This is a genomic window from Ferrovibrio sp. GW821-FHT12F09, from assembly GCF_058806775.1.
This window is the reverse complement of the sequence record NZ_JBXAPZ010000001.1, coordinates 95,213-115,174: the sequence shown is the minus strand read 5'-3', so window position 1 is coordinate 115,174 and position 19,962 is coordinate 95,213. Positions and strand designations below refer to the sequence as shown.

The window sequence follows — 19,962 nt, the reverse complement described above, 5'->3', positions numbered from 1 at the left end:
TTTCTGGTCTTGGCCGCCGTCGTAGCGGCAGGAAGGAAAGGGAGGAGTCAGATGCGGCTGTGAATCCCGCATTCGGTTTTTTCGCTGCCGCGCCATCGGCCCGCGCGGGCGTCTTCGCCTTCGGCCACCGGCTGGGTGCAGGGCGCGCAACCGATGGAGCGGTAGCCCTCGGCCACCAGCGGATGCCGCGGCAGATCGTGTAGCCGGGCATAGGTCTCCAGCGCTGTGGCATCCCAGTCGGCCAGCGGATTGAACTTCAGGCGGACGCCATCGACTTCCACCATCTGCAGCTTGCTGCGGGTGCTGGCCTGGAACCGCTTGCGGCCGCTGATCGAGGCCGCGAAGGGCTTGAGGGCGCGCTCCAGCGACTCGACCTTGCGGATGCGGCAGCAGGCATCGGCATCCCTGAACCACAGGGTGCCGGCGCTGTCCTGCGCCGCCAGCGCCTTCGGGTCCGGCGTCAGGTTGCGCACATCAGTCAGTCCCAGCCGGTCGACCAGCGTGTTGCGATACTGCAGCGTCTGCTCGAAATGCTTGCCGGTTTCCAGGAACAGCACTGGGACATTCTTGTCGATCTGCGATGCCAGATGCAGCAGCACGGCGGCCTCGGCGCCGAAGGACGAGACCAGGGCGATCTGGCTGGGGAATATGTCGGTGATGGCGGTCTGCAGAATCGTTTCGGCACTGGCGCCCTGCAGCCTGGCATTCAGCGACGCGGCATAGTCGTCGAGGTCGAGGCTGGCGAAGGCGAGTGCACTCATTCCGCGGCTTCCTTCTTCTGCGCGGCCAGCAGCCGCTGCTTGAGCGCACTGACGCGGCCGTCGCCGGTCGGCTGGTAGACGGCACTGAAGCTCTGCATCGCCTTGGCGAAAATCTCAGCGGCGTTGTCGCGCGGTATCTCGAAAGCATCGAAGCCGCTGCGCTGCATATGCCAGAGCTGGTCGGGCAAAACATTGCCGGTGGCGCGCAGCTCGCCGCGGAAACCGAAGCGCTCGCGCAGCAAACGGGCCTGGCTGTAGGCGCGGCCGTCGCTGAATTTGGGGAAGCTGAGCACGATCAGATCGAAACGCTCGGCTTCCGGTCCGAAGTCGAGCACATCGAGCGTGTTCGGCAGGGCGATGCCCAGCGGGCTGTTGCGACCCGAAAGCTGGTCCTTCTCGGCCTGCCAGCGGGCATGGGTCACCAGCACGGCGCCACTGGCCGGCAGGGCGGCATCGTCCGCCACCGGCACGAAGGCATCTTCGCCGACCACCTGGCCATTTTTAAGCAACGGCATAGACGGCCTCCTTGAACGGCGCCAGGCCGACGCGGCGATAGGTGTCGAGGAAGCGTTCGTCGCTGGAGCTGCGCAGGCGCAGATAGGTTTCGACCAGCGTGTCGATGGCGTCCACGGCGTCCTTGGTATTCAGCGACGGGCCGATCAGGTCGCCGATGGCGGCCTGATCGTCGGCCGAGCCGCCCAGCGTGAGCTGGTAGAATTCTTCGCCGGCCTTGTCGACGCCGAGAATGCCGATGTGGCCGACATGATGGTGGCCGCAGGCATTGATGCAGCCCGAAATCTTGATCTTCAGCTCGCCGATATCGTGGGCGCGTTCCCAGTTCTTGAAGCGCAGCGCGATCTGTTGCGCAATCGGGATCGAGCGGGCATTGGCCAGCGCGCAGTAATCGAGGCCCGGGCAGGCGATGATGTCCGACGCCAGGCCGACATTCGGCGTGGCCAGGTCATAAGCCTTCAGGGCCTTGAACACGGCCGGCAGGTCGGACTGCTTCACATGCGGCAGCACCAGATTCTGCTCATGCGTCACGCGGATTTCACCGAAGGAATAGCGGTCGGCGATATCGGCCACGGCATTCATCTGCTCGGCCTTGGCATCGCCCGGCGCTTCGCCTTCCTTTTTGAGCGACACCGTGACGATGCTGTAGCCCGGCTGCTTGTGCTTGAAGGTGTTGCGGCGCGCCCACAGGCCGAACTCGAAATCGGTGCGGAAGGCATTGGCGTAATCGGCATGCACGCCAGCGGAGAGTTTCTCGAAAGCCGGCGGCGCGAACTGCGCGGCGATCTGGTCGATGGCCTCCTGCGGCAGCTTCAGTGCGCCGTCCTTGATGGCCTGCCATTCGGCTTCGACCTTCTCGCGGATGGTGTCGATGCCGACTTCATGCACCAGGATCTTGATGCGGGCCTTATAGATGTTGTCGCGGCGGCCGAACTGGTTGTAGACGCGCAGAATGGCTTCCAGATAGCTCAGCAGATCCTGCTTGGGCAGGAAGTCGCGCACGGTCTTGCCGATGAAGGGGGTGCGACCGAGGCCGCCGCCGACCATCACCTCGAAACCGGTTTCGCCGGCGGCATTCTTATGCATGCGCAGGCCGATATCGTGCACGCGTACGGCGGCGCGGTCGTTCGGCGAGCCGGTGACGGCGATCTTGAACTTGCGCGGCAGGAAGCTGAATTCCGGATGGAAGGTCGACCACTGGCGGATGATTTCGCACCAGACGCGCGGATCCTCGATCTCGTCATGGGCGGCGCCGGCGAACTGGTCGGTGGTGGTGTTACGGATGCAGTTGCCGCTGGTCTGGATGGCATGCATCTGGATCCTGGCCAGATCGGCCAGCGCATCGGCGGTGTCTTCCAGCTTGATCCAGTTGTACTGCAGGTTCTGCCGCGTGGTGAAATGGCCCCACCCACGATCGTATTTGCAGCCGATCTGCGCCAGGCCGCGCAGCTGGCGCGAGGACAGCGTGCCATAGGGGATGGCGATGCGCAGCATGTAGGCATGCAGCTGCAGATACAGGCCGTTCTGCAGGCGCAGCGGCTTGAATTCGTCTTCACTGATATCGCCGCTGAGGCGGCGGGCGACCTGGTCGCGGAACTGCGCCACGCGCTCGTCCACAAGGGTCTGATCTATTGTGTCATACTGGTACATAACGCGTCCTTAGGGGCTTAGGCAGCGGGTCTTGCTTCGGTAGTCGGGCCATCCGCGCGGATGACCTCGCGATACTGGATCGGCTTCGGCGGCGTGCTGCTGGCATCCACCGGAATCAGATACGGCGCGACAACGATGTTCATCTTGGCCTGTGCCTCGGCCACGGCGAGCAGCACCGAACCGGCTTCGGCATTGGGCACCACCGAAGCCTCGGCAATCCTGCGGCTCCAGCTTGCCGTCTTGGTCAGGTAGACCACATCGCCGCTTTTCAGGTCGTTGGCGGTGACCACCTGCGGCTGGCTGTCGAGTTTGGGGGCTTTGGCCATGACGTCTCTCCTCAGGCCCGCCGCTGCTGGCGACGGGTATCGGCGGTGGCCTGCGCATAGGCTGCGACCTTGCCGATGATCAACAGAACCGGGCCCCTGCCATGCTGGGCGGCGAGGGCCGGCAGGGTATTCAGCACACCGGCGCTGACCTGCTGGTCCGGACGGGTGCCATTCTCGATCAGGGCAACGGGCAGCGCCGGTGAAACGCCGGCCTTGATCAGGCGGTCGCGGATGGCCTCGGCCTGGCTGGCGCCCATATAGACGACGATGGTTTCATCGCGCTTTGCCCGCTCAGCCCAGGCGATGGCATCGTCGCCTTCGCCCTTCAGGTGGCCGCTGACCAGCGTGAGTCCATGGCTGAGATCGCGATGGGTGAGCGGAATACCGACGACGGCAGCGCAACCCAGCGCGGCCGTGATGCCCGGGATGACGGAAACCGCAATGCCGCGGGCTGTGAGATAATCCATCTCTTCGCCGCCGCGACCGAAGATGAAGGGGTCGCCGGCCTTGAGGCGCACCACACGTTTGCCCAGGGCTGCATGAGCGGCGAGCAGCGCGTTGATTTCGGTCTGGCCGATGCGGTGGTGACCCTTGCGCTTGCCGACAGGAATGCGCTCGGCGTCGCGGCGCACGCGATCCAGGATCGCCGGCGCCACCAGATCGTCATACAGCACGACATCGGCATTCATCAGCACGCGCTGTGCGGCCAGGGTCAGCAGGTCGGGATCGCCGGGACCGGCACCGACCAGATGTACGCTGCCGTCGATGGCATCCTGGGCGCTGTTGAGCTCGGTCATCAGGGCGCTGCGCGCGCCGCTGGCATCGCCGCCCAGCAGCTTCGCCGCCACGACACCATCGAAGATACGCTCCCAGAAGCGCTTGCGGGCCGCCGCATCGGGGATCACGCGTGCCACTGTGCTGCGGAAGTCGCCGGCGAGTGTCGCCAGGTCGCCCAGCCGCGCCGGCAGCAATGCCTCGATCTGCGCGCGGATGCGCCCGAGCAGCAGCGGCGCCGTGCCGTTGGAGGAAATGCCGATGGTAATGTCGCCGCGCTCGACAATGGCGGGCACGATGAAATCCGACAGCTCCGGGCGGTCGACCACATTGACCATCAGGTTGCGCGCATGGGCGGCGGCCACCACGGCATCGTCGCCGGCATCGCCCAGGGTGCTGATCACCAGGCGCATGCCATCGAGATGGGCGGCCGTGAAGGCCTCGGCGCGGTGCGCGATCGCGCCGGCAGAGGCCAGGCCGGCCAGTTCGGGATTGAGCTCGGGCGCGATCACGGTGATCGCCGCGCCGGCCTTGCGCAGAAGGCGGATTTTACGGGCAGCATTCTCCCCACCGCCGATCACCAGGACCGGCCGGTCTTGCAGGATCAGAAATCCCGGAAAAGTCTGCACGAGGTTCCACTCCGCACCCGTTGTGTAGCCGCTTATATTTAACAGTGAGATTTCATAGTCAATCTATTATCACGTAAAAATACGATAGAATTTTATATTTAACAATATTTATAAGTATTTATGGCAATACCCACCAAGTAGGGCTATTACCTGTCAGGTAATTGTTAAGTCTCTGATCTACATGAAATATCGCTCCAGTTTCCCTGTCGAAAAGGAGTCTGATATGACCCATGACCCGCGCTTTTCCACCATCCTCCGCGTCGATGCGGCACTCTGCCTTGCTTGCGGTTTGCCCGGTCTGATCGCCCCGGCCTGGACGGCTGGTTTCCTCTTGCCGCAGCAGCCGGTTCTGCTCGGCTTCCCGATATCAACCGTCATGCTTGAGCTGGGCATCCTGCTGGCCGTCTATGCCGGGCTGCTGTTTTTCGCGTCCACCCGACGGGCTGTGCCGCGTGCCGTTCTCGCCGTGACGGCTGCCGCCGATGCCGCCTGGGTGCTGGGCACGCTGGCGCTCCTGGCGGGTTTCAGCGGCAGCTTCAGCGTCTGGGGTGCGGTCGCCCTGCTGGTGGTGGCCATCGACACCGGCCTGATTGGCATCTGGAAGCTGCAGGCCCTGCGCCGGCCCGGCCTGCCATTGGCCGCGTGAATCATCCGGCGGGCGTCAGGCTGGACGCCCGCCGGCGTCTTCACCCAGAGTATCGTCAACAGGTCAGGAGAAACGCCATGAGCGAAGCGGCGCTGCAGACCATTCCCCGCAACACCGCCCAGGATCGGTCCTCGGCCGGCTTCGGCACCCTGATGCGGCAATGGCGCCGGCGTCGCGGTCTGAGCCAGCTGGAGCTGGCCGAAACCGGCGGCGTGTCGCAGCGCCATGTCAGCTTCCTGGAATCCGGCCGCGCCCGCCCCAGCCGGCAAATGGTGCTTCATCTAAGCGAAATGATGGACCTGCCGCTGCGCGAACGGAATCGCCTGCTGCATGCCGCCGGCTTTGCCGCCGCCTATCGCGAAAGCCGGTTGGATGAGCCGCAGCTGCAGGCGGCGCGGCGTGCGCTCGATCTGCTGCTGAAGCAGAATGAACCCTTTCCCACCGTGGTGGTCGATGCCGGCTGGACCATACAGCTGGCCAACCAGGCCGCCCTGCGCATGCTGGGTTTCCTGCTGGGCGAGCGGTTCGATCCGGCGCAGCCCGTCAACTTCATGAAGCTGCCGCTGCATCCTCAGGGCGCGCGGCCATTCATCACCAACTGGCGCGACATCGCCACGGCACTGCTGCATCGCTTGCAGCGCGAGGCGATGGACAGTCCGGCTGCCGCCTCTGTGCTGGCCGAGGTGCGCGGCTATCCCGATGTCGATGCCCTGTGGCGCGGTGTCGACTGGGACAGCGAGCCCGAGCCGCTGCTCAGCTTCCGCATCGAGAAAGGTGGACTGGCGCTCAACCTCGTCACCATGATCGCCACTTTCGGCACGCCGCAGGATGTGACCCTGCAGGATCTGCGCATCGAAAGCTTCCTGCCGGCCGATGACGCCACCGAACAGCTGCTGCGCAGTCTGGCCCGGCATTGACCATAAAAACCGCCCCCACCGATTGTTCGGTGAGGGCGGCGGATCGCTACAGCCGTAGGGCGTGGCTTAACCGACGCTGGCCAGCAGGGAAGAGAGCTTCTTGGCTGCGGCCAGGTGCTTCTCGCTCATCGTCGTCATATCGCTCGAGCGTGTCTTCAGAGCGGGCTGGATGCCGTCACGGGAATAGTTGCGATGCAGGGTGGCCGCATCCTTGTGAATCTGGAGCTGGCCGGTGATGTAGGCCTTGTCGAAGGCCGAGGTCGAGGCCTTGCGCAGTTCATCCAGCTTGGCGTGCTGCCGAACGGTCAGGGTGGGGGTGGTGGCGGTTACGCCGGCCTGCTGGGCGGCAGCGGTCAATTTGGCCGCCACGGCGGTGTTGTCGTTGACCATCTGCTGGGCAAACAGGCGCACCTGTTCGTTCTGGGCGCGCTGCACGCCGATCTTGCTGGCCTCCAGCTCGAACAGGTCGGCGGTCTGCGCACGGCGGACATACCCGGTCGTGGTCATCGGTTTGACTGTAACCGCGTGTTCGGTCTTGACGTTGCGCTGCGGGTCCTGGGCCAGGACGGGGGTAGCGATGAAGACGCCGGCCATCAGCGCGGTGGCGCCGAGCAGGGCGAAGGAATGGAGCTGTTTCATGGGGGTACCTCGTGAAGACAGGGGATGATCGAAGATCATCCGGCCTGCTGCCCAGGAGATGAGGATATACCGGCCGCATTACCAGTGGGCGGACCGGTTCAATCCTGTGACTTCTCGACGATACTCCTGCAACATATCGGCCTGCCGGATATCGCAAAGCCGGCTGATTTGCGACACAATCCGGGATATGCGGCGGCCTGCCGCGCAGCCGGCGGGCCCTGCAGAGCGACCATCATGAAGGATTGCATCTATGGCTGTACTCACCCTGCCGAAATGGAATCTCTCGATCGGTGACGGCAAGGGGTTGTTCTGCATCCTCGGCCTCAATGTGATTGAGGATATGGACCTGGCATTGCGGACGGCCACCGAGCTGAAGCAGATCGCCGCCGACCTGCAGCTGCCCTTCGTCTTCAAGGCGAGTTTCGACAAGGCCAATCGCTCCTCCATCAACAGCTTCCGCGGTCCCGGCCTGGTCGAGGGCCTGAAAATCCTGGCCGAGGTGAAGAAGACGCTGAACGTGCCGATCGCCACCGATCTGCATGAACCCGGTCAGGCCGAGCCGGTCGCCGCGGTCGCCGATTTGGTGCAGATCCCGGCCTTTCTGGTGCGGCAGACCGATCTGATCGTGGCGGCGGCGCGCGCCACGCAAAAGGCCGGCGGGCTTCTCCATGTCAAGAAGGCGCAGTTCCTGGCACCGAACGACTGCAAGAGCATCCTGCACAAGATCGAGCAGGCGGCGCAGCCCGGCATGACCATCCTGTGCGAGCGCGGCAGCGCGTTTGGCTACAACAACCTGATCGTCGACATGCTGGCGATCCCGGAAATGAAAAAGCTGGGCGTGCCGGTCACCATCGATGCCACCCATGCCGTGCAGTTGCCCGGCGCGCGTGCGGTCGAAGGCGGCGGCGTTGCCGCGGGCGGCCGGCGCGAGGGTGTTGCCGTGATCGCCGCGGCTGCCGTGGCCGCCGGCGCCGATGGCGTGTTCCTGGAATTCCATCCCGATCCCGACAAGGCGAAATGCGACGGGCCGAGCTGCCTGCCGCTTGGCAACGCCCGTGCGGTGCTGACGAAACTCAAGGCGCTATACGCCGCCGCACAATAAAGCGCACAATAAAACGCCCCGCCGTTTCCGGCGGGGCGTCTCCCTCAGAGTCCTGTATTGCAGATCAGCTGTCGCTGGCGATCTGCGTCGAAAGCTTGCGGGCGTCAGCGATATGCTTCTTCACCAGGGTGATGGACTGGTTCGAAGCGGTGCGCAGGGGCGCCTGCTCGCCGGTACGGGCGTAGCTGTTATGCAGACGCAACTCGCGTTCCTGCGCCTCGATCACGGCCGCGATATACAGCTGGTCGAACGCGCTGTCGGACGCGGCGCGCAGCTCGTTGAGCTTGGTGGTCTGCTTCACGGTCAGCGCCGGTGTGGTCGGCGTAACGCCGGCCTCGCGGGCAGCCGCGCTCAGGCGCGGCGACCAGGTGGCATGGTCACTGACCTGCCGGGCGGCGAACTCCTTCACCTGCGCATTCTGGGCGCGCTGGACGGCAAGTTTCGCGGCCTCCGCCTCGAACAGGTCGACCGACTGGGCGTAGGACACATAGCTGCTGGCCGGCAGCGGCTTGGCAGCGCTCTGATGCTGGGTGGCCTTGCTGGTCGGCGTCGTCTGCGTCTGGGCCTCTGCGGGCAGAACCGCGGCAGCGCCGGCCATCAGCGCGGTTGCGCCGAGCAATGCCATGGAAAACGATTTGGCCGATATGTGCTTGCTCATCGAAAATCTCCGTTGCAGCGACAGGCATAGCCTGACTGGGCCACGGAATATGGCGGTCGATTGCGGCATTTCCATACGGGATGTCGGGGCCATTTTGTGACGTCTTTATGGCCATGCTGCCTGGTGGCCGGCCGCAGTGACCAGCCTGTGACCTTGTGTGATCCTGCAAATTTTCCGGGGTCTGGAACGGCAACGCTGCGCCGCAGTTATGTCAATCGGCAGGCAGCCGCCGGAGGCGACAATGATGCGCAGGATTGCAGCAATTGCGACAGGACTTGCAGCTCTGACGGCGGCGGCATTGATCGACGTGCCGGCCCTGGCCCAGGCGAGGGGTGCGCCGGTCAGCCTGCTGCCCGGCAGCGCGCCGGCGGTTTTCCAGTCGCGCCATCAGCTGGCCCAGACCACACCGGTGCAGACCCTGGCGCCGCCGGCCGTCCAGAGCGACACGACGCCAACGCAGGGGCAGGTACAGTCGATGCAGGCCCCGTTTACGCCGGAAACGCCGGCTGCCGTCGCTACGCCATCGGCCGATGGCGAAACCGTGGCGGCGAAACCGGACAGCGGCCTGCCGGTCACCACGGCGCCGATGGACAGCAACGCGGCCCTGCCCGAACTGCAGATCCAGCGTCGTCCGGGTGAGACGACCGGTACGGTTCAGTAGGGATTACGCCGGGCCGATCTTCCAGCGCGGTCGGGCCAGCATCACCAGGTCGCCGGCGGCATCGCGCAGTTCGACGCGGCCTTCCAGATGCTGCGCAGCCGTCCAGTCGAGCGGCGCCAGTTCGCAAGAGGCGGTGATCGCACCGCGGGCCTTTTTCAGATATTCGCTGTCGAAGCCGGTAATAATCCAGCGCGCGCCCTGCGCCGGCTGGCGGCTCATGATCGCCAGATTGCCGGTCAGCTCGGCCAGGTTGGTCAGCGCCACCGCATGCAGCGAACGCAGATGGTTGCGCAGCTTGCGGCGATCATCCATTCGCGTGCGCGCCAGACCCGGTGACAGTTGCTCGACGCGGGCGCTGATGCTGGCGGCATAGGGCACGGTATAGCCGACCAGCCAACTGAACAGGCGGCGGCCGAAGGGCAGGCGGCTAAGGCTGGACCACTGGCGCAGCACGGTGGGGGTGTTGGTCATTTTGCTTTCCTCGCAGCGGTGGGGACGGCGATGGCGTCCCAGATCAGGTCGGAGAGTTTGCGCGCGGCGCTGTCGGCCTTGAGCGTGGCATGGCCGCCGCGCTGCATGCGCAGCCAGGTCTGCACCGGGCCCAGCACCAGGCTGAGCAGCAGTTCGGGCGGCAGCGGCCGCAGGATGCCGGCGGTGATCGCCGGCTTGAGCAGCAGCAGCAACGGACGCAGGAAATCCGTGGTCCCGCTCTGCAGCCGCGTTTCGGCTTCGCCCAGTGCCGGGTGATGACGGTGTTCGGCCAGGAAGCGCGCGGCGGCCGGGTTTTGCAGCGACCAGCCGATATGCGTTTTCACAAAGCCGTCCAGCAGGGCGCGCGCGCTGTCATGCCGGGCCAGTTCGGCTGCTATGGCGGCGCGATAGCGCGTCAGCAGATCCTCATATAGCGCGGAGACCAGGCCCTCGCGGCTGCCGAAATGGTGATACAGGCTGCCGACCGATACGGCCGCGGCATCGCGCACCTGCTCGATGGTGGTGGCCTCCACGCCGTGGGCATCGAACAGCGCCAGGGCGGCGATCAGGGCGCGCGGCTTGCTGCCGGTTTCGGTCGCGGGTCGGGGGCGCAGAACTGCAGGACGGCGGGCAGGTTTGCTCATGCCTCTTTATAGCGGGCAGTAGAATTAATTTCTAGAATAAAATTCTAGGCAGCGCGGATCCGCTGTCCCGCCGCTAACGCTGCGTCATCGCCCGGGGCTGCGTGGCAGGCCGTGATGAAGCTGCGCAGGGCCGCGCTGGCATAGGAATCGCGGCGCTGCACGAACAGGGTATCGACCATGGCATCGGTGTGGGCGATCGGCTGGATACGGACGCTGTCGCCGATGGCGCTGCGCATCACGGCGGCCCGGGGCAGTAGGGTGACGCCAACATTGGCGGCCACGCAGCCCAGGATTCCCTCCACGGTGCCGAAATCCAGCCGCCGCAGCGGCAACCAGCCCTGACCGGAGAAATACTGCTCCAGCCGCTGGCGGTAGGAGCAGCCCTGACGGAAGACGATGACGGTGATGGTGCTGTTGGCGGCGCGATAGGCGTTAATATCGGGCCAGGACCTGGCCATCGCCAGCACCAGCTCCTCGCGGAAGACGGGCGTGGTGACCAGATCGGGATGCTCCACCGGCGCTGCGACGAACGCGCCTTCCAGGCTGTGATCCAGCACCTTGTCCAGCAGCGCTGCCGTCGGGCCGGTGGTGACATCCAGCTGCACATCGGGATATTGCGCGTGATAGCCGGCCAGCACCGGCGGCAGGCGCACGGCCGCCGTGGTCTCCATCGCGCCGATCCGCAGTGGGCCGCGCACGCTGCCGTCGTCGCGGGCGGCCCGTTTGGCCTCGGCGATCAGGGCGGCGACCTGCTGAGCATAGGGTAGCAGCCGCTGGCCCGCATCGGTGACGATCATGCCGCGGCTGTGGCGGCTGAACAGCGGCAGGCCGACCTTCTCCTCCAGCAGCTTGATGCGCATGGTCACATTCGACTGCACGGTGTTGAGCTGCTGGGCCGCCTTGCTGATGCTGCCGCAGCGGGCCACGGCCTGGAAAAAGGCGAGATCGGAAATCTCCATTGGCCACCTATCTGTAAAACAGATCGTTAAATTCACTATATTTCATTATTTAGAATATCATGCCGTGGCTAGAATGGCAGGGCTTTTTTTACAAGGAACCCGTCATGCCGCTCTCCACCACCCTGACCCGCCGCCTCGGCATCCGTCATCCGGTGCTGCTTGCCCCCATGGACCTGGTGGCCGATGCCACGCTCTGCGACGCGGTCAGCGCCGCCGGCGGGTTCGGCATCCTGGGCGGCGGTTATGGCGACGAGGTCTGGCTGCGGCGCGAGTTGGGCCGTCTGGCGGCGCAGCCGGCCCGGCGCTCGTTCGGTATCGGTTTCATCACCTGGAGCCTGGCCAAGCAGCCCCGCCTGCTGGAGATCGCCCTGGAAGCCCGTCCGGCTGCGGTGATGCTGTCCTTCGGCGATCCGTCGCCGTTTGTCGACAGGATCAAGGCGGCCGGGGCGCTGGCGATCTGCCAGGTACAGACGGTGGCGATGGCAAAGCAGGCGGCCGCCGAAGGCGCCGATATCATCGTGGCGCAGGGCGGCGAGGCCGGCGGCCACGGCGTGTCGCGCGGCACGCTGGGTCTGGTGCCGGCGGTGGTGGATGCCGTACCGGCCAGGATCCCGGTGGTGGCGGCCGGTGGCATCGGCGACGGCCGCGGCCTGGCGGCGGCGCTGACCCTGGGCGCTGCCGGCGTGCTGGTCGGCACGCGCTTCTACGCCACCCCTGAGGCGGCCGGCTTCGACGACGCCAAGGCGCGTATCTGTGCGGCCTCGGGCGACGATACCGCCCGCAGCATCGTTTTCGATATCTCGCGCGAGAATGTCTGGCCGGCGCCGTTCAACGGTCGCTGCCTCGTCAACGACCATGCGCGGCGCTGGATCGGCCGCGAGGTGGAACTGATGCGCAATATCCGCGAGGAGTCTGCGCGCTACCGCGCGGCGCGTGCGGCTGGTGACTTCGATACAGCCGCTGTCATTGCGGGCGAATCTGCCGATACCATTGCCGCCGTGCTGCCGGCAAAGACGGTGATGGAAACCATGGTGCAGCAGGCGGAAGATGTGCTGGCGCGGCTGTCAGGCCAGATCGCGGCGTAAACGAGAGATCCTGTGATGATGCAATTGTTCTACAACCAGACCTCACCTTACGCCCGCAAGGCCCGCGTCGCCGTGCTGGAAAAGGGTTTGCAGGATCGTGTGGCTTTCGTCGAGACCGACCCCTGGGCCGATCCGCCCGAGCTGCTGCGTGTGACGCCGCTATCCAAGGTGCCGGCGCTAGCGCTGGAAGACGGCACGGTGGTGACGGAAAGCGATGCCATCATCCAGGTGCTGGATGTGATCGGCGGCGGCGCGTCGCTGTTGCTGCCGGCCGAGGGACGGCTGCGGCTGCCGGTGCTGGCGCGTGCCGGCCTGTGCCAGGGTCTGATCGATGCCAGCTTCATTGCCACCATCGAGCGTCGTCGTCCGGCGGGTGGCCAGTGGGAAGACTGGGTACGGCGTCAGCGTGCCGCCGTCGAGCGTGCACTGCAGCACATTGCCACCGGTTTCGAGCCGGTGCCCGGTCGGTTCGACCTGGGCGATATCGGACTGGCCTGCGCGCTCGGCTATCTGCAGTTTCGTCTGCGCGATATCCCTTGGTGGCAGCAGTATCCGGCCCTGGCCGACTGGTATGATGTCGTGGCCGCGCGGCCTTCCATGCAGGCCACCCGCCCGGACTGATACCTCGGGTGAACGGGATTCATTAAGCCCGGTCCGGCTCTTGTCATCGCCGGTCCGGGCTTTAGAGTCGCCGGGTCTTACTGGGCCCGGAAGGCCCGTTCCTGGGAGTGAAACATGGCGAGCGAGTTGCATCATTTCATCGGCGGCAAGAAGGTGGCGGGCCAGTCCGACCGCTTCCTCGATGTCTACAATCCGACCACCGGCGAAGTGGCGTCGAAGGCGCCGCTGGCCACCAGGGCCGAGGTGGAAGGCGCGATTGCCGACAGCCAGAAGGCCTTTGCCGAATGGAGCATGACCTCGCCGCTGACGCGCGCCCGCGTCATGTTCAAGTTCAAGGAGCTGTGCGAGAAGAACGCCGACGAGATCGCGAAACTGATCGCCAACGAGCATGGCAAGGTGATCTCGGACGCCAAGGGCTCGCTGCAGCGCGGCCTGGAAGTCGTTGAATTCGCCTGTGGCATCCCGCATCTGCTGAAAGGCGAGTATTCCGATAACGTGGCGCGCGGCATCGACGTCTATTCGATGCGCCAGCCGCTCGGCGTCGTCGCCGGCATCACGCCGTTCAACTTCCCGGCCATGGTGCCGATGTGGATGTTCGGCGTCGCCATTGCCGCCGGCAACACCTTCATCCTCAAGCCCAGCGAAAAGGACCCGTCCTGCCCGCTGAAGCTGGCCGAACTGATGCTGGAAGCCGGCGCGCCTCCGGGCGTGCTGAACTGCGTGATCGGCGACAAGGAATCGGTCGACACGCTGCTCACCGATCCGCGCATTCAAGCCGTCAGCTTCGTCGGTTCGACGCCGATCGCCCAGTATGTCTACGCCACGGCGGCGGCGCATGGTAAGCGCGTGCAGGCCATGGGCGGCGCCAAGAACCATATGATCGTCATGCCCGATGCCGATATGGACCAGGCCGTGGATGCGCTGATCGGCGCCGCCTATGGTTCGGCCGGCGAGCGCTGCATGGCGGTCTCGGTCGCGGTGCCTGTCGGTAAAGCCACCGCCGACCGGCTGGTCGAGGCGCTGGCGCCGCGCGTGCGGGCGCTGAAAATCGGCCCCAGCACCGACAAGGATTCCGAAATGGGCCCGCTGGTGACGGCAGAGCATCTGGCCAAGGTGAAGGGCTATGTCGATACCGGCGTCAAGGAAGGCGCCAAGCTGGTGGTGGATGGCCGCGGCCTGAAGCTGCAGGGCTACGAGAAGGGCCACTTCATGGGGGGGTGCCTGTTCGACAATGTCACGCCCGACATGCGCATCTACAAGGAAGAGATCTTCGGGCCGGTGCTGGGCGTCGTGCGCGCCGAGACCTTCGAGGAAGCCGCGAAACTGCCGACCGAACATGAATTCGGCAATGGCGTGGCGATCTTCACCCGCGACGGCGATGCCGCCCGCGACTTCGCCGCCAAGGTCCAGGTCGGTATGGTCGGCATCAACGTGCCGATCCCGGTGCCGCTGGCCTTCCACACGTTTGGCGGCTGGAAGAAGTCGGCGTTTGGCGACACCAACCAGCATGGCCCGGAAGGCGTGAAGTTCTACACCAAGATCAAGACGGTGACGGCACGCTGGCCGACCGGCATCCGCTCGGGCGCCGAGTTCAACATCCCGACGATGAAGTAAACCGGGCTCTGCCCCGAACCGGTACGGGCGGCAGGTGACTCTGCCGCCCGTTCTGTTTTAAACAGGTCTCATGTCGATCCTCGAAACCTATCGCGCCAAACTGCAGTCCGGCGAACTGGCGGAAGACCCGGCCCAGGCGCTGGCGGCCGAAAAACTGGAGCTGCTAGGCCGTCGGCTGGTCCAGTATCAGCCGGGCGGCGAGGATACCTGGCTGCAGAAGCTGTCCTTCGGGCGCAAGCGTGAGCCGGCGCCGCAGGGCCTCTACATCTACGGCGATGTCGGCCGCGGTAAATCCATGCTGATGGATCTGTTCTTCGCCCAGGCGCCGGTGGAGAAAAAGCGCCGCGTGCATTTCCATGCCTTCATGCAGGAGGTGCATGCGGAAATCTTCAGGTATCGCAAGTTGCCCGAGGATGACGCCGAGAAGAAGGCCGGCGGCGACGATCCCATCCGCCCGCTGGCCAGGAAGATCGCCAGGGCCACCTGGCTGCTCTGCTTCGACGAACTGCAGGTCAGCGACGTGGCCGATGCGATGATCCTCGGCCGGCTGTTCGAGAAGCTGTTCGACCGCGGCGTGGTGGTGGTGGCTACCTCGAACCGCCATCCCGACGATCTCTACAAGAATGGCATCAACCGCGGCCTGTTCCTGCCCTTCATCGCCGTGTTCAAGGAGAAGCTGGACGTGCTGCATCTGGCCGCCAGCCGCGACTACCGGCTGCAGCGCCTGCAGAAATCGCCGGTCTGGTTCAGCCCGATGAGCGCCAAATCCACCATCGCGCTGGATCGCATCTGGAACCTGCAGACCGACGATGCCGAAGGCGAGGCGAGCGAGATCGAGTTGCTCGGGCGCAAACTGAAGATCCCCTGCCAGGCGCGCGGCGTCGCGCGCTTCACCTTTGGCGATCTGTGCGAACAGCCGCTCGGCCCGGCGGATTTCCTCGCCATCGCCAAAAGCTTTCACACGGTGATGATCGACAACATCCCGACGCTCAGTCCGGCGCGGCGCAACGAGGCAAAACGCTTCGTCACCCTGGTCGATGCGCTTTATGAGGCGAAGACCAAGCTGGCGGCGACGGCCGATGCGCCGCCGGAAACGCTCTATCCCGAAGGCGAGGGGGCGTTTGAATTCCAGCGCTGCGTGTCGCGACTGAACGAGATGCAGAGCGAAGACTACCGCGCCCTGCCGCACATAGCGGAATAAACGGGCGGCCTAGTTCGGCAGCAGCAGATCGCGCGCGCGGTCGAGCCGCGCATTGTTCAGCGTGGTGCCGGTCAGGTTGGCGCCGGCAAAGCGGCTGTCAGTGAGATCGGCACCCGAGAGATCGGCGCCCGAGAGATTGGCATCGCGCAGATCGGCGGCGACCAGGCTGGCGCCGCTCAGATTGCAGGCGATCAGCAGGGCCTTCTTCAGCTTGGCAGCACCCAGATTGGTGCGGGCGGCGCGCGCATTCGGCGCCTCGTCCTTGATGGCAGCGAGGTTGGCGCCTGAGAGATCGGCGCCGTCCAGCGTCGCGCGCGCCAGGCTGGCGCCGCGCATGTTGGCCCGGGTCAGGATGGCATTGCGCATGTCGGCGAAGTTCAGCCGCGCCAAGGCCAGATTGGCATTGGTCAGGGTCGCGCCCTTGAAGCAGGCGCGTTCCAGCAGGGCGCCCATCAGGTTGATGCCCTGCAGGTCGCGGCCGGAGAAATCGAAATCGCTCAAGTCAGCGCGCAGACCCTGGCGGCCTTCCGAATGCACCCAGAGTTCATGATGGCGCAGCACCTCGCTCAGATCCTCGATGCTGTGGCGCGAAGCGGCGGCAAAGATGGCGCTGGCCAGTTCCGGCAGGCTGCGGGTGGCGGCATCGACGAGGGCACCGCGCAGATCGGCGCCGGCAAAATTGGCGCCGCCGATCTGGGCGCCGGAGAGGCTGGCGCCGGAGAGGTTGGCGCCGGAGAAATCAGACTGCTGCAGATCGGCGCCTTCCAGGCGGGCCGACATCAACTGGGCCTTGCGCAGGTCGGCCCCGCGCAGATTGCTGTCATCGAGATTCGCGTCGGCAAAGTCGGCATGCAGGGCGAAGGCCTTGGGCAGCTGGGCGCCGGACATATCGGCACGCTGCACCGAGGCACCGGACAGATCGATGGCGCGTTTGGCCGGGCCGTTGTCGCTCATGCGGCCTTCGGAGTCATAGGTGGGGGCCAGGGCCTCGGCGCCGTTCGATTCGGCCATGTTGGCATCGTTCAGGCCGGCGGCGCGCAGGCAGGCGCCGCGCAGATCGGCCCAGCGCATGTCGGCGCCGTCCAGCGTGGCATTGCGGAAGTCCGAACCGCCGCATTTCGACATGGAGAGTTTGGCGCCATCCAGTCGCGCACGATGCAGGCGCGCGCCGGTCAGATCGGCCAGGGTCAGATTGGCCCCGGACAGGTCGGCATCGGAAAGATCGGAAAACGCCAGCATGGCCGGCTGCGCACCGGGTTTGCCGGCAAGATGGGCCTCATGCTCACGCAATACATCACGCAGCTTGTCTGCGCTGACTTTTGTCAGATGCGCGGGAGCCCCGCGGGTGAAATCGCCCATAACGCTATGCGGCCTTACCTGGAACCCATGAACAGATGATTCGACCGCAAATTTAGCGCGAATCGGCTATGCCAATCCAGCCGTCTCCCCCTCGACTTTGGCCGCAATTTAGCAGATCAGCCGCGCCGTTCCACCATCAGCTTCTTAATTTCACCGATCGCCTGCGCCGGATTTAGCCCCTTTGGGCAAGTCTGGGCGCAGTTCATGATGGTGTGGCAGCGATAGAGCCGGAAGGGGTCTTCCAGGTTGTCGAGTCGCTCGCCGGTCATCTCGTCACGACTGTCGGCGATCCAGCGATAGGCCTGCAGCAGCACGGCCGGGCCGAGATAACGGTCGGAATTCCACCAATAACTGGGGCAGGAGGTGGAGCAGCAGGCGCAGAGGATGCACTCATAGAGGCCATCGAGCTTCTTGCGCTCCTCGGCCGACTGCTTGCGCTCGCGGGTCGGCGCCGGACTCTGGGTCTTCATCCACGGCTCGATCGAAGCATACTGGGCGTAGAAGTTGCTCAGATCGGGCACCAGGTCCTTCACCACCGGCATATGCGGCAGCGGATAGATCTTAACGTCGCCGTCGATATCCTCGCAGGCCTTGGTGCAGGCCAGCGTATTGCCGCCATCGATATTCATGGCGCAGGAGCCGCAGACGCCCTCGCGGCAGGAGCGGCGGAAGGTGAGCGAGGGATCGACCTCGTTCTTGATCTTGATCAGGGCGTCCAGAACCATCGGGCCGCAGTCGTTCATGTCGACTTCGAAGGTGTCGACCTGCGGGGTCTTGCCGTCATCCTGGTTCCAGCGGTAGACGCGGAATTTTTTGATGCGGCGATCCTCGCCGGCCTTGGCCGGCGGCAGGGCAAAGGTCTTGCCCTCGGTGATCTTGGAATTCTTCGGCAGCGCGAACTCGGCCATGGGGAAGGTGTCCTTGTTTCTTCTGCGTAGCGCTCAGTACACGCGCTTCTTAGGCTCGATATAGGCGATCTCGTTCGACAGCGTGTAGGTATGCACCGGACGGTAGTCGATGGTGACATTGCCCTTGTCGCCGAACCACGACAGGGTGTGTTTCATCCATTCCTTGTCGTCGCGATCGGAGTAATCCTCACGCGCATGGGCGCCGCGGCTTTCCTTGCGGTTCTCGGCCGAGTGCATGGTGACCACGGCCTGGCCGATCAGGTTGTCCAACTCCAGCGTTTCCACCAGGTCGGAATTCCAGACCAGCGAGCGGTCCTGCACCGACACGTCGGGCATCAGCTTGTTGACCTCGTCGATCAGGCCGACGCCTTCCTTCAGCACGTCGCCGGTGCGGTACACCGCGCAGTTGTTCTGCATGGTGCGCTGCATCTTGTCGCGGATCTGCGCGGTCGAATGGCCGCCCTTGGCATTGCGGAACTTGTCCAGGCGGGCCAGTGCATCGTCGCCGGCGCCCTTGATGTCGCGATGCTTGGCGCCCTTCTCGACCGTCTGCGCCGCACGGATGGCGGCGGCGCGTCCGAAGACGACCAGATCGATCAGCGAGTTCGAACCCAGGCGGTTGGCGCCATGCACCGATACGCAGGCGGCTTCGCCCACAGCCATCAGGCCGGGCACGACGCTGTCGGGGTTGCCGTCCTTCAGGGTCAGCACTTCGCCATGATAGTTCGTCGGGATGCCACCCATGTTGTAATGCACGGTCGGCAGCACCGGGATCGGCTGCTTGGTCAGGTCGACGCCGGCGAAGATCTTGGCGCTTTCCGAGATGCCGGGCAGGCGCTCGTGCAGGATCTTCGGATCGAGATGATCCAGATGCAGGAAGATGTGGTCCTTGTTCTTGCCGACGCCACGGCCTTCGCGGATTTCCATGGTCATGGCGCGGCTGACGACGTCGCGCGAGGCCAGGTCCTTGGCGGAGGGTGCGTAACGTTCCATGAAGCGTTCGCCTTCGGAGTTGACGACATAGCCGCCTTCGCCGCGCGCGCCTTCGGTGATCAGGCAGCCCGACCCGTAGATGCCGGTGGGATGGAACTGCACGAATTCCATGTCCTGCAGCGGCAGACCGGCGCGCAGCACCATGCCGCCGCCGTCACCGGTGCAGGTATGGGCCGAGGTGCAGGAGAAATAGGCGCGGCCATAGCCGCCGGTCGCCAGCACCACCATCTGGGCGCGGAAGCGGTGCATGCTGCCATCGGCCAGGTTCCAGGCCATCACGCCGCGGCAGGCGCCCTCCTCGTCCATGATCAGATCGAGGGCGAAGTATTCGATGAAGAACTCGGTGTCGAATTTCAGCGACTGCTGATACAGCGTGTGCAGGATCGCATGGCCGGTGCGGTCGGCGGCGGCGCAGGTGCGCTGGGCCGGGCTCTCGCCGAAATTCTTGGTCATGCCGCCGAAGGCGCGCTGGTAGATCTTGCCTTCTTCCGTGCGGCTGAAGGGCACGCCGAAATGCTCCAGCTCGATCACCGCCGGCACGGCCTCGCGGCACATGTATTCGATGGCGTCCTGGTCGCCGAGCCAGTCGGAGCCCTTGACGGTGTCATACATATGCCAGCGCCAGTTATCCTCGCCCATATTGCCAAGGGCGGCCGAGATGCCGCCCTGTGCCGCCACCGTGTGGCTGCGGGTGGGGAAGACCTTCGAGATGCAGGCGGTCTTCAGACCGGCCGCCGCCATGCCCATGGTGGCGCGCAGACCTGCGCCGCCGGCACCGACAACAACGACATCGTAGAAGTGGTCATGGACCTGATAGCTGGCAGGCATGGG

At 65.0% G+C, this 19,962-nt stretch carries 21 protein-coding genes; 8 read left to right on the top strand and 13 right to left on the bottom strand.

Features of this window, described 5'->3' with window-relative positions; genetic code table 11:
* Positions 1 to 47: 47 nt before the first annotated feature.
* The 5 genes from AC1ROB_RS00610 to cysG are packed head-to-tail and all read right to left on the bottom strand — an operon-like array spanning position 48 to position 4,653.
* Positions 48 to 761: a phosphoadenylyl-sulfate reductase gene (locus tag AC1ROB_RS00610; protein WP_492972707.1), complete on the bottom strand. Its 714-nt coding sequence runs from the start codon at positions 759 to 761 to the stop codon at positions 48 to 50.
* Positions 758 to 1,276, bottom strand: coding sequence for a DUF934 domain-containing protein (locus AC1ROB_RS00605; protein WP_492972708.1), 519 nt, complete (start codon positions 1,274 to 1,276; stop codon positions 758 to 760). The genes AC1ROB_RS00610 and AC1ROB_RS00605 overlap by 4 nt, the downstream gene beginning before the upstream one ends.
* Complete coding sequence (locus tag AC1ROB_RS00600; RefSeq protein ID WP_492972709.1) at positions 1,263 to 2,924, bottom strand: nitrite/sulfite reductase; 1,662 nt, start codon at positions 2,922 to 2,924, stop codon at positions 1,263 to 1,265. The genes AC1ROB_RS00605 and AC1ROB_RS00600 overlap by 14 nt, the downstream gene beginning before the upstream one ends.
* A 17-nt stretch (positions 2,925 to 2,941) precedes the next feature.
* Positions 2,942 to 3,250, bottom strand: a complete 309-nt coding sequence (locus AC1ROB_RS00595; protein ID WP_492972710.1) for a DUF2849 domain-containing protein — start codon at positions 3,248 to 3,250, stop codon at positions 2,942 to 2,944.
* 11 nt (positions 3,251 to 3,261) lie between these two features.
* Positions 3,262 to 4,653: a siroheme synthase CysG gene (gene cysG, locus AC1ROB_RS00590; RefSeq protein WP_492972711.1), complete on the bottom strand. Its 1,392-nt coding sequence runs from the start codon at positions 4,651 to 4,653 to the stop codon at positions 3,262 to 3,264.
* 223 nt (positions 4,654 to 4,876) lie between these two features.
* On the opposite strand from cysG, the gene AC1ROB_RS00585 reads away from it, so the two are divergent.
* Together AC1ROB_RS00585 and AC1ROB_RS00580 are read left to right on the top strand one after the other, a co-directional pair.
* On the top strand, positions 4,877 to 5,299 hold the full coding sequence (locus AC1ROB_RS00585; protein ID WP_492972712.1) for a hypothetical protein: 423 nt from the start codon (positions 4,877 to 4,879) through the stop codon (positions 5,297 to 5,299).
* 77 nt (positions 5,300 to 5,376) lie between these two features.
* Entirely contained in the window at positions 5,377 to 6,216 is an 840-nt protein-coding gene (locus AC1ROB_RS00580; RefSeq protein WP_492972713.1) for a helix-turn-helix domain-containing protein, read from the top strand.
* A gap of 66 nt (positions 6,217 to 6,282) precedes the next feature.
* Here the strand turns inward: AC1ROB_RS00580 and AC1ROB_RS00575 are convergent, their stop codons facing one another.
* Entirely contained in the window at positions 6,283 to 6,855 is a 573-nt protein-coding gene (locus AC1ROB_RS00575; RefSeq protein ID WP_492972714.1) for a DUF4142 domain-containing protein, read from the bottom strand.
* A gap of 250 nt (positions 6,856 to 7,105) precedes the next feature.
* On the opposite strand from AC1ROB_RS00575, the gene kdsA reads away from it, so the two are divergent.
* Positions 7,106 to 7,957, top strand: coding sequence for a 3-deoxy-8-phosphooctulonate synthase (gene kdsA / locus AC1ROB_RS00570; RefSeq protein WP_492972715.1), 852 nt, complete (start codon positions 7,106 to 7,108; stop codon positions 7,955 to 7,957).
* A 64-nt stretch (positions 7,958 to 8,021) separates the two neighbouring features.
* Here kdsA and AC1ROB_RS00565 read toward each other — a convergent pair whose 3' ends face one another.
* Positions 8,022 to 8,615, bottom strand: coding sequence for a DUF4142 domain-containing protein (locus AC1ROB_RS00565; RefSeq protein WP_492972716.1), 594 nt, complete (start codon positions 8,613 to 8,615; stop codon positions 8,022 to 8,024).
* Between the two features lie 241 nt (positions 8,616 to 8,856).
* On the opposite strand from AC1ROB_RS00565, the gene AC1ROB_RS00560 reads away from it, so the two are divergent.
* Positions 8,857 to 9,276, top strand: a complete 420-nt coding sequence (locus AC1ROB_RS00560; protein ID WP_492972717.1) for a hypothetical protein — start codon at positions 8,857 to 8,859, stop codon at positions 9,274 to 9,276.
* Between the two features lie 3 nt (positions 9,277 to 9,279).
* Here the strand turns inward: AC1ROB_RS00560 and AC1ROB_RS00555 are convergent, their stop codons facing one another.
* Genes AC1ROB_RS00555 through AC1ROB_RS00545 form a run of 3 tightly spaced genes read right to left on the bottom strand, consistent with a single transcriptional unit; the run spans position 9,280 to position 11,350 of the window.
* Entirely contained in the window at positions 9,280 to 9,747 is a 468-nt protein-coding gene (locus AC1ROB_RS00555; RefSeq protein WP_492972718.1) for a DUF4442 domain-containing protein, read from the bottom strand.
* Positions 9,744 to 10,391: a TetR/AcrR family transcriptional regulator gene (locus tag AC1ROB_RS00550; protein ID WP_492972719.1), complete on the bottom strand. Its 648-nt coding sequence runs from the start codon at positions 10,389 to 10,391 to the stop codon at positions 9,744 to 9,746. The genes AC1ROB_RS00555 and AC1ROB_RS00550 overlap by 4 nt, the downstream gene beginning before the upstream one ends.
* 44 nt (positions 10,392 to 10,435) lie before the next feature.
* The gene (locus AC1ROB_RS00545) at positions 10,436 to 11,350 is read right to left on the bottom strand and encodes a LysR family transcriptional regulator (RefSeq protein ID WP_492972720.1); all 915 of its coding nucleotides are present in this window, start codon (positions 11,348 to 11,350) and stop codon (positions 10,436 to 10,438) included.
* 104 nt (positions 11,351 to 11,454) lie between these two features.
* Between AC1ROB_RS00545 and AC1ROB_RS00540 the strand changes: the two genes are divergently transcribed.
* From AC1ROB_RS00540 to zapE, 4 genes are all read left to right on the top strand, one after another.
* Positions 11,455 to 12,435, top strand: coding sequence for an NAD(P)H-dependent flavin oxidoreductase (locus tag AC1ROB_RS00540; RefSeq protein WP_492972721.1), 981 nt, complete (start codon positions 11,455 to 11,457; stop codon positions 12,433 to 12,435).
* Positions 12,436 to 12,450: 15 nt separating this feature from the next.
* Positions 12,451 to 13,056: a glutathione S-transferase family protein gene (locus tag AC1ROB_RS00535; protein WP_492972722.1), complete on the top strand. Its 606-nt coding sequence runs from the start codon at positions 12,451 to 12,453 to the stop codon at positions 13,054 to 13,056.
* Positions 13,057 to 13,170: 114 nt separating this feature from the next.
* On the top strand, positions 13,171 to 14,670 hold the full coding sequence (locus tag AC1ROB_RS00530) for a CoA-acylating methylmalonate-semialdehyde dehydrogenase (RefSeq protein WP_492972723.1): 1,500 nt from the start codon (positions 13,171 to 13,173) through the stop codon (positions 14,668 to 14,670).
* Positions 14,671 to 14,740: 70 nt separating this feature from the next.
* Entirely contained in the window at positions 14,741 to 15,871 is a 1,131-nt protein-coding gene (zapE, locus tag AC1ROB_RS00525) for a cell division protein ZapE (RefSeq protein WP_492972724.1), read from the top strand.
* Positions 15,872 to 15,880: 9 nt separating this feature from the next.
* On the opposite strand, the gene AC1ROB_RS00520 is transcribed toward zapE, so the two are convergent.
* The 3 genes from AC1ROB_RS00520 to sdhA all read right to left on the bottom strand — a co-directional run bounded on the left by AC1ROB_RS00520 (position 15,881) and on the right by sdhA (position 19,959).
* Positions 15,881 to 17,230, bottom strand: coding sequence for a pentapeptide repeat-containing protein (locus AC1ROB_RS00520; RefSeq protein WP_492972725.1), 1,350 nt, complete (start codon positions 17,228 to 17,230; stop codon positions 15,881 to 15,883).
* 116 nt (positions 17,231 to 17,346) lie between these two features.
* Positions 17,347 to 18,138 (bottom strand): succinate dehydrogenase iron-sulfur subunit, encoded by a 792-nt coding sequence (locus AC1ROB_RS00515; protein ID WP_492972726.1) that lies wholly within the window; start codon positions 18,136 to 18,138, stop codon positions 17,347 to 17,349.
* Between the two features lie 33 nt (positions 18,139 to 18,171).
* Positions 18,172 to 19,959 carry a succinate dehydrogenase flavoprotein subunit gene (gene sdhA, locus AC1ROB_RS00510; RefSeq protein ID WP_492972727.1) on the bottom strand — a complete coding sequence of 596 codons (1,788 nt, stop codon included), beginning with the start codon at positions 19,957 to 19,959 and terminating at the stop codon, positions 18,172 to 18,174.
* Between the last annotated feature and the right edge of the window lie 3 nt (positions 19,960 to 19,962).